A 15,797-nucleotide genomic window follows, 5' to 3' on the forward strand; every position below is an offset into this window, starting at 1 on the left:
TCTTTACTGGGCTGAGGCGGGTTCGCTGATTTCGCGCAGGACAGTCAGAACCGCAGTTCCGTAGCGGTCCAGTTTTGAGGCGCCGACGCCCTTGATGCCTCCCAGTTCAGCGCGGCTGGCAGGCTGTTCGCGGGCGATGTCCCGCAGCACCGAATCGTGGAAAATGACGTAGGGTGGGATTTCCTGTTCCCGCGCTTCGGACAGGCGCCACTGGCGCAGGGCCTCGAAATACGGTTTCTCATCCGCCGACAGACGATCGTTTTCCGTATGGCCGTCCGAGCCCGCGCTGGCGGTCAGGGCGGCCCTGGCTTCGAGCCTGAGTGCCACGCGCTCCTCGCCACGCAGGATCGGGCGCGCGATTTCACTCTGAAGCGCGAGACTTCCATATTCGCCATGCATCCGGATGGCTCCGCGCGCGATCAGCTGACGGATGACGGCGCGCCACCACTGCTCGCTGTGTTCCTTGCCGATTCCGAAAACTGAAAGATGCTGATAGGCATTGCGTTCGATGGTTTCGTTGAGCTTTCCACGCAGCACATTGGAAAGCTGGACTGCTCCGAGACGCTGGCCGGTGCGATAAATGGCCGAGAGGACTTTCTGGGCGGCCTGGGTGCCATCGAATGTCGAAACCGGGCTGATGCAGTTGTCGCAGTGACCGCAGGGCTGGGCGAGGTTTTCTCCGAAACACGCAAGCAGCGCCTGTGTGCGGCAGCCTGTGGTTTCCGTGAGCGCGATCATGCTTTCCAGACGGGCCTGCATGACGCGCTTTTCGTGGTCGGGCGCGCTGGACTGTTCCAGCCAGTACCGCGCCCGGGCCATGTCCTCGCCGCCATAGAGCAGCAGCGTGTCTGAGGGCTCGCCATCGCGTCCTGCCCGTCCGATCTGCTGGTAATAGGCTTCCGGCGATGAGGGCATGTCCAGATGGACGACGCAGCGCACATCCGGCCGGTCAATTCCCATGCCGAATGCAATCGTTGCGACGATCACCATTTCCTCCCCCGAGCGGAAACGCATCAGCGTGGCCCGCTTCTCGACCGAAGAGAGACCGGCATGGAACGGCAGGGCGGTCAGGCCCTTGTCCCGCAGCATGGTAGCGACGCGTTCCGTCTTGTTGCGACTGCCGCAATAAACGATGGAGGCCCCTTCGCGATGGTTCTGAAGCGTTTCGAGGAGCTGTCGGCTCTCGCTGGCCTTGGCGCGGGCTTCCACGACAAGGTTGGGGCGATGGAAGCTCGCCATCAGGACCCGCGCATCGGGCATACCGAGCGCGTTGAGGATATCATCCCGTGTCCGGGGATCGGCCGTAGCAGTCAGGGCAATGCGCGGGACGCCCGGGAACATTTCTGGCAGGCTGGCCAGTGCCCGGTATTCGGGACGAAATTCATGCCCCCAGGCTGAAATGCAGTGTGCTTCATCAATCGCGATCAGCGAAATCTGGCGTTTTGACAGAAAATTCGCTGTTGCCGGCTGAAGCAGGCGCTCTGGTGAAATATAGAGAATATCGATCCGGCCATTGCGCAGATCGCTCTGAAGTTCGTCGCGCTCGTCCGGCTCAAGTCCGGAATGTAGGGCAGCGGCGTGGACGCCGAGCTGTCTCAGGCCCGCAACCTGATCGTCCATCAGGGCGATCAGGGGGGAGATAACCAGACCCATGCCATCCCGGCAGAGTGCGGGCACCTGATAGCACAGGCTCTTGCCGCCACCCGTCGGCATAAGGACGAGCACGTCCTCGCCCCGCATGACCGTTTCGACGGCCTCCTGCTGAAGACCACGGAAGCCGGAAAACCCGAAAACTTCCGCCAGGACGCCTTCAGGAGTTAGCGGCTGCGTGGATCCCGGAGCGACGGGAGGGCTGTTCTGCGCCTGCGTCATCCCGGGCGCCGGATCAGTGACCCGGAACGATGGTGATGGAAACGCGACGCAGCGCCACGTGGGAGTCTTCAAGCTCGCTCGGAACATACGGCGTCATTTCGATCCGTGCACCGTTGAGTCCATCATTGCTGAGCTGCGTCGCTACGGTCTGGGCCCGGCTTGTCGCCAGTTCCTTCAGAACTGCGGCATCACCGTTCGTGCCTGCGGAGCCAGAAACGCGAACGACGGAAGCGTGTTCAGCGCGGGCGGCTGTGGCAGCCTTGGTCACGACAGCCTGGGCGACGGGGCTGAGTGTTACGGATTCACGGTCGAAGAAAACGACGTAGCTGTCACGCGACGGCTGTTCGGCGCAGCCTGCCAGCGCAGCCGACAGAACGAAAACCGGGGCCGCGATGCGGACGAAGGAAAGGAAACGTGCCATGGCGTAGCGTCCTGTCAGGATAAAGAAGTGTGAAGCTGGATCGGCGCAGGCCGGTCAGCACGCACTGGAAATAACCTGTCCGTCCTCAAGGCGCCAGATGCGGTCAAGTTTTTCCACACCGGTCAGTCGATGGGCGATCAGCAGAACGCTCCGTCCCTCGGTCGCATTATTGAGTGTTTCAAGAAAAGCGCGCTCGGTCTCCGCGTCCAGTCCGGTTGCCGGTTCGTCCAGAACGAGGATGGGAGCATCGGACAGCAGAACACGCGCCAGAGCGATGCGGCGCCCCTGCCCGCCCGAAAGTTTCGAGCCACCTTCTCCGATCCAGGTGTCCAGCCCGTCTGGCAGGTTGCGCACGACGTCTGCAACCTTGGCCTGGTCGAGCGCAGCCCACAGGGCCGTATCCGGAATGTCCGTCCGGCCCAGAAGCAGGTTTCCACGCACGGTGTCATCAAACAGATGGCTGGCCTGCGACAGCCAGGCGATCTGTGAACGCAGGTCACTGTCGCGCAGGGTGGTGATGTCTGTGCCACCCAGCAGGATCCGGCCCTGTTCGGGAGATGCGGCCTTGAGGATCAGGGCGGCCAGGCTGGATTTGCCAGCACCGGACGGTCCGATCAGGGCTGCGCGCTCCCCCTGCCGGAGGGTCAAGTTCAGATCATGGAAAATGGGAGCCCGGTCTGGGGTCCAGCGGAACGTCACGTTCTCAAGACGCAGATCGCGACCTGCCGGGAGAGGTGCGTTGCCTTCGGGGGCCGGGGGAGCCCGATCGGCAATTTCAACAATTCGCTGCGCCGCGTGGCTGACCTGCCCGCTCAGCAGGCCCGCACGCGCCAGACCCGTCACACCTTCAAGCGCTGTGATTGCGACGAACAGTGCCGTAATGCCAGCAATGGCCGGAGCCTGCGGGAAGAGGAGACCCGCAACGGCGCACAGAATAATGACAATTCCGGCCTTGGCGATCAGGCCTGCAAAGCCCTGCATGAGCGCCATGCGCGTCTGCTGACGGCGCTGGGCCTTGAAAAGGGTTTCCTGACGGTCCGTGACGGCTGCGGCAAGGACGTCTTCAGCGCCAAAGGCCCGGGCCTCGCGCAGACCGGATGTGAGATCGAGTGCGGCGATCCGCAGTTCCGATTCCGCACGCAGGATGTCCGGACCAAAGCGACGGGACAGGCGTGCGCCCATCAGTGGCAGAATGAACGCAAGGACGGCAAACAGGGCGCCGGTCAGCAGGCCTGCTTCCGTTCCCGCCCGCATCCAGACAAGCGTTGCGATCGGGAGTGTCAGGAGAGCGGATACCAGCGGGACAAGGATCCGCAGATACAGGTTGTCCAGTGTCTGGACGTCTGAAACCAGACGGGTCAGCAGGTCTCCCGAACGCTGGAAACCCAGACCGGCCGCAGCACCGCCAGCGAGCCTGCGATAGAACCAGACCCGCAGATCGGCCAGCGCGCGGAACATGGCGTCATGTGTATAAAGACGTTCGAAATAACGCAGGACGATTTGCGCTACGCCCGACAGTCGCAGGAGGAGATAGGCGGCTCCTGCTCCGACGGCAGCGCCTGCAATCCGTCCACCGGCTTGCCCCATCAGGGCCAGCCCCGCACAGACGGCCAGCTCGGCGATGACCATACCGGTGATCAGGCGCGTATATTGCGGACGCCAGACCTGAAGAATGCGGGACAGCGCTGTTTCGCTTCCCGTCTCTGCAACCGGATTTGTAGGCAGCGGGGCGCTCATGCGGCTTCTCCCGTAAAGGCAATGGCACGACCGGCATCAAGCACGAGGTGCCGTCCCTGAAACTGGCGGGCCTGCGCGGAATGGCTGCACAGGATGACGGTCCGGCCTTTGGCGAGGTCTTTCAGGCTGACAAGGATTTCAGCTTCGGTCTTCGGATCGAGATGGGATGTCGGCTCGTCCAGCAGCAGAAGTGGCGCGTTCTTGAGGTAGGCGCGCGCAATGGCGATACGCTGCGCCTGACCGCCGGAAAGGCCAAACCCGCCCTCGCCGATCCGCGTTTCCAGACCGTCTGGGAGCGACGCCAGATACTGATCGACGGCTGCCGCTGAAACGGCACGGTTCAGATCTTCAGCCGAAGCATCGGGCCGCGCGAAAAGAATGTTCTCACGGATGGTTCCGGCAAACAGGACGGGCTTTTGCCCGATCCAGCTGATCCGCGAGGAAATCTGGCGGGGCGAAAGGCTCTGCATGTCCTGTCCGTCGAACAGGATGCGTCCCTGCGAGGGAGAAACAAATCCGAGCAGCAGTTCAAGAAGCGTGGATTTGCCGGCCCCCGATGCACCTTCGAGGATCAGTGTCGCACCAGCAGGAAGAACGAAGCTCACGTCATGAATGACCGTGCCGCGCTGCTCATCCCATGCAAACGAGACGTGTTCTGCCGTGACCGAAATGCCGCCTTTGGTCGGGACAAGATCAGGACCTGTCGCCGTCCGGTCGGTCAGCGGTGCTAGTTCATGCATGGCTTCTGCCGCTGCAGTGGCATGGGCGCGGTCCTGATAGGCTGCCGAGAGGGCGCGGAAGGACGCAAACGCCTCGGGCACCAGCAGGACAGCATACAGCGCGCGTGTCAGGACAGCGTCAGAGGGATGCCCCATCAGGGTGTGGGCCTGTGTCACGACGATCAGCACAAGGGCTGCGACCATGGCGACATCCGTGGTTGCTGAAGCCAGAAAGGCGATCCGCAGGACTTTCATGGTACGCTGACGCAGGTCATCGGCGCTTTTTGCCAGAGCCTGGGTTTCTCGTTCGGTTCCACCTGAAAGGACGATGGTCGCAATGCCCTTCACACGGTCCAGAAAGCGCGTCTGAAGGCGGCTCATGGCCAGGAACTGCTTGCGGGATGCGACGGCCGTGGCAATGCCGAAGACAGCCTGAAAGATGGGAAGCATGGCACAGCAGGCCGCAAGGATCAGACCTGCCGGATGGTTTTCCACATACAGTGCGATCACGACCAGCCACTGTGATACCAGCCAGAGTGATGCCGCGGGCAGCCAGCGAGCGAAGTAACCATCAAGCGCTTCGATACGGTCAACCAGTGTGGCTGCAATGGCTGCGCTGTGATGGCGACGCAGGAGTGCTGGCCCCTCGCCGATGATCCGGTCCAGCACCTCGCGGCGCAGGCGGCGACGGGCGTGGATCCCGGCTGAAGCGGCAGTCATGTCCTGTACGGTGGACAGGATAACCCTGAGGACGCAGGCCAGAAGAAAGACGCCGATGGCTGGGCCGGTGCTGTCCGTGTCGCGGGTCAGGACGGAAGCAAGCGTTCGAGCCAGCGCCCAGGCCTGCAGGAGTCCCAGCAGGGTCGAGAGCAACCCTAAAAATACTACGACAGAGGTTCGGGAGCGGCTTGCGCGTCCCTGTGCCTTCACCCACGCTTTTGCGATTGTCTTGTCGGCCTTCATGACCCCTGCATATAGGTCGCAAAAGCCTGACAAGACAGTGCTTCAGGCAATTCTTGCCGCTTATTTAGGTTTTTTTGTGGATTTGCGGGCGGAACCTGACGTCGCTTTGCGGTTACAGGCCCGAGTCTTCTCCGTAACTGATGGCCTTGCGCGCCATCGCCAATGCCGTCAGGGAGGGACGTTCAGGAATGAAACGCAGGGTATACCAGGTTCCGTTTTCATTGCTGACCGTCATATCGGCATTGATCTGACGCGCGAACCCGCGGATGAGCTGCATCCCGATTCCTTCCCTGCGTGTGCGGGACTCGGTGGCCTGACCGGCATTGATTCCGATTCCATCGTCACCCAGCTTCAGTTCCACCAGCCCTTCCTTTTCCGGATCTATTGGAACAACCTTGTGCAGGTTGATCACGATATGACCCGCCCTGTTCTCCGGGAACGCATATCGCAGGGCATTGCTGACGACTTCGGTCACGATCAGCGCGATCGGGACGGCCTGATCGGGAGAGATCAGGACATGCTCGATATCGAGTTGCAGCCGGATGCGGGTCTGGGCGTTCATGCCGTTCGCGGACAGCAGGATGCTGCAAAGCTCCTCCAGGAAACTCTGGACATCCAACGCCGAGAGACCGCTTTCGGAATACAGGTAGCGGTGCAGGGTCGCGAGTGCCCTCACCCGGTCCCGCACGAGACGGAATTCCTCACGCGCCTCATGGGAGCGGATGCGGCTTGCCTGCAGGTTGAGCAGTGAGGCCACGACCTGCAGGTTGTTCTTTACGCGGTGGTGAATTTCCCGGATCAGCATGTCCTGATTGCGGGCCGACTGTTCCAGGTCCTGTTCATGCTTGCTGAGACGGCGTGTTGCGCGAAGAAATGCTCGTTCCAGATGCCTGATTTCAAGCGGGATCGAATGACTGATCCTGGGTGCGAAGGCAGCCCCCTTGCGCCAGTCTGCGACCGCCAGGGCCAGTTTCTCCAGCGGATCGACCAGGAACAGACGCGCGCCCAGTGCGACGGCCATCAGTTCAAGTACCAGCAGACCGACAATCAGGCTGACCCGGATCAGGAAAATATTGAGAGCGTGGCTTTCTTCGGCCGTACGCTCCGTTGCGACAATCAGACTGACTGGCCCATAGGCATTCTGAAAAGCGTAGGTAATGCCCTGGCTCGTAAAGACGTCATGCAGGCTGAGGGAAGAGATGTCCCTCTTCAGACGCGCAAACGCCCTTGCAGGTAATTCCGCGGTTACAGGGCGATCCGGAAAAAGCGAATAGAGGGTTCCATCCGGCATCGCCAGAAAATGCCGTGAATTGTTATCCGTACCGAGAAGAAGGCGGCTGTCTCCTTTTGGAAGGTGACTGCGCTGCCAGCCAAGGGTCCGGACGGCAATGATATAGCCGGAAACGGAGTTGTTGCTGAGAATGGGGACAACGAACTTCAGGAGCGGGCCACGGTCGCCCTTCAGTACATCGACGCCGACAACCGGCGTTCTGGCCGTCGGAGAGTTCATCGCAGGCGCGGTGAGTTCGGGGGACGAGCAGATTGCCGCATCCTGCGTTGAAGGAGGCGGCAGAACGACTGATGGCCGGCCAGACACGTCCGTCAGCATCAGCATGCAGTAGTGATGCTGCGAGACGGTCTGGACCAGCGCAAATTCCCTCAGGGCATTTCCTGAAGAAATGTCTCCATCGGCAAGCATGTCCAGTAGCGTGTGGGTCTGGTCGAGATCCGTCGTGATTTCCGAAATGGCGAGCTGCGTGTCGCGTTCGGTACGCATGGCGCTGTTACCGACATTCTGCTGGTAGCTATGCCACGCTAGCAGAGAGGCGATGATCGCAAGAGGCAGCGTCGTCGCGACAATCAGGGTCATCACCCGCGCGCCGACGGTGTCAAACATCCGGATGCTGCGCAGGGCGTCGCGCCTGTACCACAGACGACGCCAGCGCCGCGGATTCAGGTCTGGAGAACCAGACCGGGTAACAGTCACTTGTTTCGGTCTTCCTCGATCAATCGGAGAAGCTCATCGGGGATCGGCTCGTTTGCAACATCATCAAAAAGCTGATGCAGGCCCCGGCTCAGCCAGATTCCGAAAGGCGAATCCTGATCCTCGCCCCTGGGCTCCGTGGCTGAGGACTTCCGCTTGTCTCCTGCGGTCATTGGCTGGTCCTGAACCTTCCTGTGACGTCAGAAGATGCAGATCCTGCACCCCTGAATACTGACTGTGGCGCGAACTCCGGGTCTCTCCTGAGAAGCCGCTGCGGGATAAACTGCCGACCCAGTCTTACGAAAACAACACGTTTTCTGCAATCGCTGCCGATCCGCAATGGATACAAATTCTTTCCATTGCGGATCCTGAGATCATGAAAGCATGAGATCGTCAGAGGACTGACCGGCACGGCGACGGGCATCCATGGCATCGCGCAGGGCCTTGACCTTGATGCGCAGCTTGTCGTTCGCCGGCAGGTCTCCGCTCATCCAGGCTTCGAGCTGACGACGGGCGCGGAAGACGCGACTCTTGGCCGTTCCGACGGCGCAATCCGTGGCTTCTGCCAGGGCTTCGTAGCTCATGCCCTGGATCACGACCATGACAAGAGCTTCGCGCTGATCGGCCGGAAGGCGGGACAGTGCCATCGACAGATCCTTGAGAGCCAGGTTGTCCTCATGGGTTGCCGGGCTGGCGAAGGACGATGCGGGTACATCATCGATATCGGTGGTCTCACGACGCTTGCGAAGGTCGGAAATGAAGCGGTTGCGGAGGATACGATGCATCCAGGCCGAGAAATTCGTGCCCGGGATGAAGCTGTTCTGGGCTGCCAGAGCGTTGCACACGGCGTCCTGTACGAGGTCTTCGGCGGCGGCGCGGTTGCGGGTCAGCGAAAGAGCCTGAACGCGCAGCTTCGGAAGAATGGCAATGACCTGATCGTGGAACGTCATGGAACTGACTCCTGATTTCGTTCTGTTTTCATGGGATCAATGAACGGTCAGGCGAAAATGTTGCATCGGGGTGCAGGAAATTTCCCGAAAAAAGGAAAAGACAGGCTGGAGCCCGCGGAAATCAGGAAAAAATCAGGTGATATTTTTTTTCGGATTCCGTTTCCGGAGGTTCGGTATTTTTTGTCGCAAGCTCGGCGAGCTGGGCTCGGGCACGGGAAACACGGGCCCTCATCGTTCCGGCGGGCACATCGCAGACGCGGGCGGCATCTTCATAGGACAGTTCCTGTGCTCCCACGAGAATCAGGGCCTCCCGCAACAGATCGGGCAGCTTCCACAGCAGTTCTCCCAGGTCCTGAACGGCATCGCGGGCATTCTGGCGTGACGGTGCAGCCGTGGAAGGCTGCATGTCCTGCTCGATGTCGAGCATGATTTCCTGCTCGCGGCTGCGACGGCGCGTCTGCTCGTAGAAGGCATTTCTCTGTATTGTGAACAGCCAGGCTTTGAGGACCGTTCCCTGCTGGAACTGCTCCTGGGAGGCCAGTGCGCGGACAATCGTGTCCTGCACCAGATCATCCGCCGCCGCAGGATCGCGAGTCAGAAAACGCGCGAAACCCCGTAGATCCGGAAGGGTCTGGAGCAGGCCGCGGTGAAAGCTGCCTTTCTGGGGAGACGGGTCGCGCTGCTGGCCCGCGGGCAAGGGTGTGCTCAGAAGAAGATCCTTCACGCGACATCGCATGCGACCGGGGCGGCCACGAAGACTATACGGAGATTGGGCATCGTGTCATGACTATTCAACCTTCATAACGAGATGCATTCCATTCGGGATGCGTCGGCAGATATCTTTTCAGGAGGCCATGGACACATGACTGATCTGACACGTCAGGAACTCGTCAAGGCGCTTCCCTATGCCCGCCGCTTTGCCCGTGCTCTGGTCGGTGACCAGAAAGCGGGCGATCAGCTTGTGGCCGTGGCCCTGAAGGAGCTGGTGGAAAGTCCCTCCGGGAGCGATCTGTCCGCACGGCAGGCTTTGTATGGTCTGCTTGTGAACGCTTTCATGCAGCGCCACGGCAAGGATGCCACTGTGGGCATGCCGCTGCGGCAGCGCGCGCTTCTGTTGCTGACTTCTCTTGAGGAGCAGTCCCTTTCGTCCAGTGCGCAGGCCCTGAGCATTACTGACGAAGAGGCCGCGGCCGAACTGAACAAGGCGCGCGAAGGCCTTCAGGGCATTGCGCAGACAAGTGTGCTGATCATCGAAGATGAGCCCATCATCGCCATGGACATTCAGGATCTGGTTGAGCGCTGTGGGCACAGGATCGCCGGGGTTGCCCATACGGAGGCTGATGCGGTTGCCCTGGCTGCGAAAACCAAGCCCGGACTCATTCTTGCGGACATCAATCTCGGCGGCGGCGGTGACGGCATGCAGGCCGTCGGGCGCATTCTGCGGACCCATGAAGCGCCGGTTATTTTTGTAACTGCCTATCCGGAGCGTCTGCTGACGGGTGAGACGCAGGAACCGTCCTTCGTCATCACGAAGCCCTTCGAGCCGATGACGCTGGCTGTGGCTACCTATCAGGCTGTTACAGGTGGTGTCACGCCTGTCTGAGAGTATGATTCGGTGCGGAGGTGGCTTGCGGCGGGCGTCCTGCTGCGACACATAGGGAACCATGTCGGCACCCATTCTCTCCCTGCAGAACATTACCTATACTCTCGGCGGACGTCCCCTGTTGGATGGCGCGGAACTGGGCGTTTTGCCTGGTGAGCGGATCTGTCTGGTCGGACGTAACGGTTCCGGAAAATCCACGCTGCTGAAGATCGCCTCGGGCGATATCGTGGCGGATTCCGGAACGCGTTTCGTTCAGCCGGGAATCAAGGTTCATTATCTGGCTCAGGAGCCGGATCTTTCCCGTTACGCCACCACCTTCGATTATGCGTCCGAAGGGCTTGATGAGACCGAGACCTACCGGGCGCGCTCCATGCTGGCCGAACTCGGGATGACGGGTGAGGAAAGCTGCCAGAACCTTTCAGGTGGTGAAGTGCGCCGCTGCGCCCTCGCCCGAGCGCTTGCGGCGGAGCCCGATCTTCTGCTTCTGGATGAACCGACCAACCATCTGGATCTGCCCTCCATCACGTGGCTTGAGAAAGAGCTCTCTGCCTGTCGCTGTGCGATGATCGTCATCAGCCATGACCGACGCCTGCTTGAGACCCTGTCCCGGAGCGTTGTCTGGCTGGAAAATGGCGTGACGCGTCGGCTGGATCAGGGATTTGCACGCTATGAGGCCTGGCGTGACGAGGTGCTGGAACAGCAGGAGCGTGATGCACACAAGCTGGATCGCCAGATTGCGCGCGAAGAAGACTGGATGATTTACGGCGTCACGGCGCGGCGTAAGCGCAATGTGCGGCGTGTGGGGGAACTGGCGGCACTGCGGGCGCAGCGCAAGGAACTTGCGTCACGGGGCAAGGGTACGCTCCGCATGGCAGCCACAGACGCCGAAAGTGCGGGCAAGATTACGATCGCAGCGGAAGGTGTGAACTGGGCCTATGACGATCGGGCCATCGTCCGGGATCTCGATCTGCGGATCCTGCGCGGTGACCGGCTCGGTCTGGTGGGCGCTAACGGCGCGGGTAAGACCACGCTTCTGCGCCTGCTGACCGGTAAAATGGAGCCGCAGTCCGGTACCGTGAAAATGGGGCCATCCGTGGCCATGGTCACATTGGACCAGCAGCGGGAAAGTCTCGATCCGGCCAAGACCCTTGCCGAAACCCTTGCCGGTGGTAGTGGGGATATGGTGCAGGTCGGCGACGAGAAGCGTCACGTGATCGGCTATATGAAAGACTTCCTGTTCCGCCCGGAACAGGCCCGTACGCCTGTGGGGAAGCTGTCCGGCGGGGAACGGGGCCGCCTGGCGCTGGCCTGTGCTTTGGCCAAGCCATCCAGCCTCATGGTGCTGGACGAACCGACCAACGATCTCGACCTCGAGACGCTGGATCTCCTTCAGGACATGCTGGCCGATTATGCGGGCACGGTTCTGCTGGTCAGCCATGACCGTGATTTCCTTGACCGGGTCGCAAGTTCGGTTCTGGTATCGGACGGCGGCGGAGACTGGATCGAATATGCCGGGGGGTACTCGGATATGCTGATCCAGCGCGGGGATGTGCCGGCAGGGCGGGAGGCATCTTCCCCGGAAACGGAAGACATCGCCCCAAAATCTGCTTTAAAAACAGATAAGAAGCCGAAAAAACTTAGCTATAATGACAAGCGGGCGCTGGATCTTCTTCCGCAGAAGATGGCTGATCTGGAAAAGAAGATACAGAGCTATCGGGATGTTCTGGCGGATCCGGGTCTGTATGGCCGGGATCCTGCCAGATTCGAGAAGACGACCCAGCTTCTGGAAGCCGCCGAGCGGGATCTGACCCAGTCGGAAGAGCAATGGCTTGAACTGGAAATGAAGAAAGAACTTCTTGAAAATCAGTAAGTTGAAGGAATTCTCTTAGTTCTTATCTGAGGCGGGGATCAGGCCAGAAAGTTCCATGATCTGTCGTGATTTCCGGATGCTGTCCGTCACCCGGATGGCGGCATCGAGCGCTCTGATCCCGGCCTGCGCATCGACCAGTACCGGTGCGCCGTGAAGGCAGGAAGCGGCAAAGGCTTCATGTTCCACGGCCAGATTGTCGTGGTCTTTCCAGCTTATGGCTTCCCGCCTGAAACCGCCTGTGCCCGGAAGAGGCATACCACGCTCACGCCCAATGAAGCTCAGCTTGCGCTCCATGAAATCGGCGGAAAGATATCCATCCTGTGAGAAAAGACGCATACGCCGTTCAGTTTTCAGGGAAATCCGACTGGCTGTAATGGTGGCTACGCAACCGTTTTCGAACCGTACCCGGGCGTTGGCGATATCTTCATGCGCGCTTGAAACGGCAGCCCCCAAGGCATCGATTTCCGCAATCGGGCTGTCCACGATTGCCAGAACGAGATCGAGATCATGGATCATGAGATCCAGAATGACTGATACGTCCGTTCCTCGCGGCTTGTAGGGCGCAATACGGGTGGCTTCGATATAAAGAGGCGCCTTGATCCGTTCTGTAATGGCCTGATGTTCCGCCGAGTAGCGCAGCAGATGGCCGACCTGAAGGACCTTCCCAGTCTCTCTGGCAAGGTCGGCAAGGGCGTGGGCTTCGTCCAGCGTGGCTGCGATGGGCTTCTCGACCAGGGCATGTCGCCCCGCTCTAAGGGCCTGGCTTGTCAGGCGAAAGTGATACTCCGCTGGTGCGGCGATGATGACGGCATCCACCTGCTCCAGAAGATTTTCATAACTTGTGGCAATTCCGCAACGAGCTTCACGCGCCACGATCGCCGCACGGGCCGGATCAGGGTCATAAAGCGCCACAAGCTGTTCGGCCGGGTTTGCGGCGGACTTGAGGGCATGAAACCGTCCGAAATGGCCGGCCCCGACGATGCCGACCCGAAGCTGTTGCGCTGTATTCATGCTGACAGGCTTATCAGGCGCGGTGTTTCCCGGAAAGGCAGTGGGGCGTCAAACAGGCAAAAGGTTGCATCGGCATGGCGGAAACGGCATGGTCCCGGCCTGAAAATGATCTGAAAAACGATCTGTCCAAATCCGCCGAGGACGTCTCGACCTGATATGATGTATTACAGCCGGCTCAGACTGCTGGGCGTCGCAGGCATCTGCCTGATTGGCGTGCTCCTGTGTCTGCCCAATTTTCTGCGTTCTCCCGCACCCTCCCTGCCCTGGCGGCAGATTCATCTGGGGCTCGATCTGCGGGGTGGGTCCTACCTTCTCCTTCAGCTCGATCTGAAATCCCTTGAGCATGACCGCCTGCAGTCCCTCCAGGATCAGGCACGCCAGACGCTTCTGGACCGGTCTCTGGGATATCGCGATTTTGTCCGCGACGATGCAACGGCCAGCCTGAGCTTCATGCCCCGTTCGGACGCCGAACGTGATGCCGCGCTCAAGGCCATGCAGTCCCTGCCGCCGGTGGTGCCGAACGAGTTCACGACGTCTGAAAAGGACGGACGCATCGTCCTGACGCTTCAACATGAGGCGATGCTGGCCCGTGCGCGCGAAGCCGTGGCACAGTCGATCGAAATCGTCCGTCGCCGTATCGACGCAACGGGTGCGATTGATCCGAGCATTGCGCGTGAAGGTGACGACCGGATTGTCGTGGAGCTTCCGGGCGTCAGCGATCCGGAGCGGATCAAGAGCCTTCTCGGCACGACAGCCCGTCTGACCTTCCGTCTGCTGGCGCCAAACCCGAGCGTTGCAAGTCCCGGCTCGACAATGCTGGAGGACGAGAGCGTTCACACGCAGGTCGCGGTGCAGGATCATGTCGATGTTGATGGCACGGACCTGACCAATGCGGGTGCCGTGATCGATCAGCAGAGCGGTGGCTGGGCCGTGACGTTCCAGCTCAACAGTGCTGGTGCAACGGCTTTTGCGAACGTCACGCGGGCTAATGTCGGCAAGCGCTTTGCGATCGTGCTGGACAACAAGGTCATTGAGGCGCCGAACATCATTAACCCGATCACGGCTGGAAACGGCCAGATCACGGGTGGTTTTGATGCCCGCAGTGCGTCTGATCTTGCGCTTCTTCTACGCGCTGGTGCCCTCCCTGCTCCGCTTTCGGTCGTAGAGCAGCGGACGATTGGTCCGAGCCTTGGTGCGGCGTCCATCCATGCGGGTGTCATCAGTCTGCTGACCGGTCTTCTTCTGGTCATTGTATTCATGGTCCTGTTCTACGGGCGTTTCGGCCTGTATGCGGATATCGCCCTGTTTGCGAACCTGATCCTGATGGTGGCGATCCTCTCGCTGTTCCAGGCAACACTCACCCTGCCTGGCATGGCGGGTATGCTGCTGACCCTGGGCATGGCTGTGGATGCCAACATCCTGATCAATGAACGCATCCGTGAAGAAGTGAAGCGGGGTCGTGGTCCGCTTCAGGCCCTGCAGGCCGGTTTTGACCGTGCAACCGGCACCATCATCGACAGTAACGCCACGGCGTTCCTGGCGCATGTCATGCTGTTCGTGTTCGGAACGGGTCCTGTCCGCAACTTCGCCCTGACGATCACCATCGGTATCGTTACGACCCTCTTCACGACACTCCTGCTGTCACGCCTTCTGGTCGTGCGGTGGTACGCCCTCGCCCGTCCCAAAGAACTTCCGGTCTGATCGTCATGCTGTCACGTCCCCTTTTCCGTTTTGTCCGTGACGATCGGCGCATCAACTTCATGCGCGGCCGTCATATGGGGCTGATCGTTTCGGCGGTCCTCTCCATTGCTTCCGTCATCCTGTTCTTCCAGCCCGGCCTGAAGCTCGGGCTGGATTTCCGCGGTGGCATCATCGTCGAAGCCCAGACCCCGGGCCCTGCCGATTTTGGCAAGCTGCGCGCAGCACTTGATCATGCCGGCATTCATCCCGATGCCGTGCAGGCGTTCGGATCGCCGCGTGATGTCCGTATCTCGATCAATGCTCCGGAAGGTGCGGATCGTGAAGTGCAGACCCAGAAGCTGGTTGATGGCGTCAAGAGCGCGATTTCGGCCGCCGAGCCCGGGACACAGGTTCTTCGTGCCGATGCCGTCGGTGCGTCGGTCTCGTCCGAGCTGTTCCGCGATGGCCTGCTGGCACTTGGCTTCAGTCTTGCGATGATCCTGATCTATATCTGGGTTCGTTTCGAACGCGAGTTCGCCATCAGTGCGGTGGTGACGCTCATTCTCGATCTGACAAAGACGGTCGGTTTTCTGGCCATTACACGCTTCGAATTCGATCTTGTGATGGTTGCCGCCCTTCTCACGATCCTGGGCTATTCCACGAACGACAAGGTGGTGGTTTATGACCGAATCCGCGAGAATCTGCGCAAGTATCGCACGATGCCGTTGCGGGAGCTTCTGGATCTGTCCATTAACGAGACCCTGAACCGCACGCTGGGCACATCCATGACAGTCTTCCTCGCTGCTCTGCCGCTCGCCCTGTTCGGTGGCAGCACGCTGACCGGATTTGCGACGGTCATGCTGTTCGGTATTGTGGTGGGAACGTCCTCGTCCATCTTCATCGCGGCGCCCCTTCTGCTCCTGATGGGTGAGAAGCGGCTGCGCAAAGAGGTTGTAGCAGACTGATCGGGTCTGTCTCGGACACAAA

At 60.4% G+C, this 15,797-nt stretch carries 13 protein-coding genes; 4 read left to right on the forward strand and 9 right to left on the reverse strand.

Annotation, left to right across the window (positions count from 1 at the left end; genetic code table 11):
- Positions 1 to 3: 3 nt before the first annotated feature.
- From recQ to KP701_RS02880, 8 genes are all read right to left on the reverse strand, one after another.
- Entirely contained in the window at positions 4 to 1,872 is a 1,869-nt protein-coding gene (recQ, locus tag KP701_RS02845; RefSeq protein ID WP_215745627.1) for a DNA helicase RecQ, read from the reverse strand.
- 13 nt (positions 1,873 to 1,885) lie between these two features.
- The gene (locus KP701_RS02850) at positions 1,886 to 2,293 is read right to left on the reverse strand and encodes an OmpA family protein (protein ID WP_011253911.1); all 408 of its coding nucleotides are present in this window, start codon (positions 2,291 to 2,293) and stop codon (positions 1,886 to 1,888) included.
- A gap of 54 nt (positions 2,294 to 2,347) precedes the next feature.
- The gene (gene cydC / locus KP701_RS02855) at positions 2,348 to 4,030 is read right to left on the reverse strand and encodes a thiol reductant ABC exporter subunit CydC (RefSeq protein WP_215745628.1); all 1,683 of its coding nucleotides are present in this window, start codon (positions 4,028 to 4,030) and stop codon (positions 2,348 to 2,350) included.
- Entirely contained in the window at positions 4,027 to 5,712 is a 1,686-nt protein-coding gene (gene cydD / locus KP701_RS02860) for a thiol reductant ABC exporter subunit CydD (RefSeq protein WP_215745629.1), read from the reverse strand. The genes cydC and cydD overlap by 4 nt, the downstream gene beginning before the upstream one ends.
- 112 nt (positions 5,713 to 5,824) lie before the next feature.
- Positions 5,825 to 7,699: a sensor histidine kinase gene (locus tag KP701_RS02865; RefSeq protein ID WP_371818873.1), complete on the reverse strand. Its 1,875-nt coding sequence runs from the start codon at positions 7,697 to 7,699 to the stop codon at positions 5,825 to 5,827.
- Positions 7,696 to 7,869: a NepR family anti-sigma factor gene (locus KP701_RS02870; protein ID WP_215745630.1), complete on the reverse strand. Its 174-nt coding sequence runs from the start codon at positions 7,867 to 7,869 to the stop codon at positions 7,696 to 7,698. Before KP701_RS02870 ends, KP701_RS02865 begins: the two co-directional genes overlap by 4 nt.
- A gap of 201 nt (positions 7,870 to 8,070) precedes the next feature.
- A complete protein-coding gene (locus tag KP701_RS02875) occupies positions 8,071 to 8,646 on the reverse strand; it encodes a sigma-70 family RNA polymerase sigma factor (protein WP_011253907.1) in 576 nt (191 codons plus the stop codon).
- Between the two features lie 121 nt (positions 8,647 to 8,767).
- On the reverse strand, positions 8,768 to 9,286 hold the full coding sequence (locus KP701_RS02880) for a sigma-70 family RNA polymerase sigma factor (RefSeq protein WP_252345363.1): 519 nt from the start codon (positions 9,284 to 9,286) through the stop codon (positions 8,768 to 8,770).
- A gap of 222 nt (positions 9,287 to 9,508) precedes the next feature.
- Between KP701_RS02880 and KP701_RS02885 the strand changes: the two genes are divergently transcribed.
- A complete protein-coding gene (locus tag KP701_RS02885) occupies positions 9,509 to 10,249 on the forward strand; it encodes a response regulator (RefSeq protein WP_215745632.1) in 741 nt (246 codons plus the stop codon).
- A gap of 61 nt (positions 10,250 to 10,310) precedes the next feature.
- Complete coding sequence (locus KP701_RS02890; protein WP_215745633.1) at positions 10,311 to 12,119, forward strand: ABC-F family ATP-binding cassette domain-containing protein; 1,809 nt, start codon at positions 10,311 to 10,313, stop codon at positions 12,117 to 12,119.
- A gap of 15 nt (positions 12,120 to 12,134) precedes the next feature.
- Here the strand turns inward: KP701_RS02890 and KP701_RS02895 are convergent, their stop codons facing one another.
- On the reverse strand, positions 12,135 to 13,130 hold the full coding sequence (locus tag KP701_RS02895; protein WP_215745634.1) for a Gfo/Idh/MocA family protein: 996 nt from the start codon (positions 13,128 to 13,130) through the stop codon (positions 12,135 to 12,137).
- A 159-nt stretch (positions 13,131 to 13,289) separates the two neighbouring features.
- Here KP701_RS02895 and secD point away from each other — a divergent pair, with 159 nt between their 5' ends.
- Both secD and secF read left to right on the forward strand, forming a co-directional pair.
- Entirely contained in the window at positions 13,290 to 14,831 is a 1,542-nt protein-coding gene (gene secD / locus KP701_RS02900; RefSeq protein ID WP_215745683.1) for a protein translocase subunit SecD, read from the forward strand.
- Positions 14,832 to 14,836: 5 nt separating this feature from the next.
- Complete coding sequence (gene secF / locus KP701_RS02905; protein ID WP_215745635.1) at positions 14,837 to 15,775, forward strand: protein translocase subunit SecF; 939 nt, start codon at positions 14,837 to 14,839, stop codon at positions 15,773 to 15,775.
- Positions 15,776 to 15,797 lie beyond the last annotated feature (22 nt).

Source organism: Gluconobacter sp. P1C6_b, from assembly GCF_018811945.1.
Classification (GTDB): domain Bacteria; phylum Pseudomonadota; class Alphaproteobacteria; order Acetobacterales; family Acetobacteraceae; genus Gluconobacter.

Bases quoted from the DNA above. Each gene is read 5' to 3' on its own strand.
- recQ (WP_215745627.1), bottom strand. From the start codon at position 1,872: ATGACGCAGGCGCAGAACAGCCCTCCCGTCGCTCCGGGATCCACGCAG.
- KP701_RS02850 (WP_011253911.1), bottom strand. From the start codon at position 2,293: ATGGCACGTTTCCTTTCCTTCGTCCGCATCGCGGCCCCGGTTTTCGTT.
- cydC (WP_215745628.1), bottom strand. From the start codon at position 4,030: ATGAGCGCCCCGCTGCCTACAAATCCGGTTGCAGAGACGGGAAGCGAA.
- cydD (WP_215745629.1), bottom strand. From the start codon at position 5,712: ATGAAGGCCGACAAGACAATCGCAAAAGCGTGGGTGAAGGCACAGGGA.
- KP701_RS02870 (WP_215745630.1), bottom strand. From the start codon at position 7,869: ATGACCGCAGGAGACAAGCGGAAGTCCTCAGCCACGGAGCCCAGGGGC.
- KP701_RS02875 (WP_011253907.1), bottom strand. From the start codon at position 8,646: ATGACGTTCCACGATCAGGTCATTGCCATTCTTCCGAAGCTGCGCGTT.
- KP701_RS02885 (WP_215745632.1), top strand. From the start codon at position 9,509: ATGACTGATCTGACACGTCAGGAACTCGTCAAGGCGCTTCCCTATGCC.
- KP701_RS02890 (WP_215745633.1), top strand. From the start codon at position 10,311: ATGTCGGCACCCATTCTCTCCCTGCAGAACATTACCTATACTCTCGGC.
- KP701_RS02895 (WP_215745634.1), bottom strand. From the start codon at position 13,130: ATGAATACAGCGCAACAGCTTCGGGTCGGCATCGTCGGGGCCGGCCAT.
- secD (WP_215745683.1), top strand. From the start codon at position 13,290: ATGTATTACAGCCGGCTCAGACTGCTGGGCGTCGCAGGCATCTGCCTG.
- secF (WP_215745635.1), top strand. From the start codon at position 14,837: ATGCTGTCACGTCCCCTTTTCCGTTTTGTCCGTGACGATCGGCGCATC.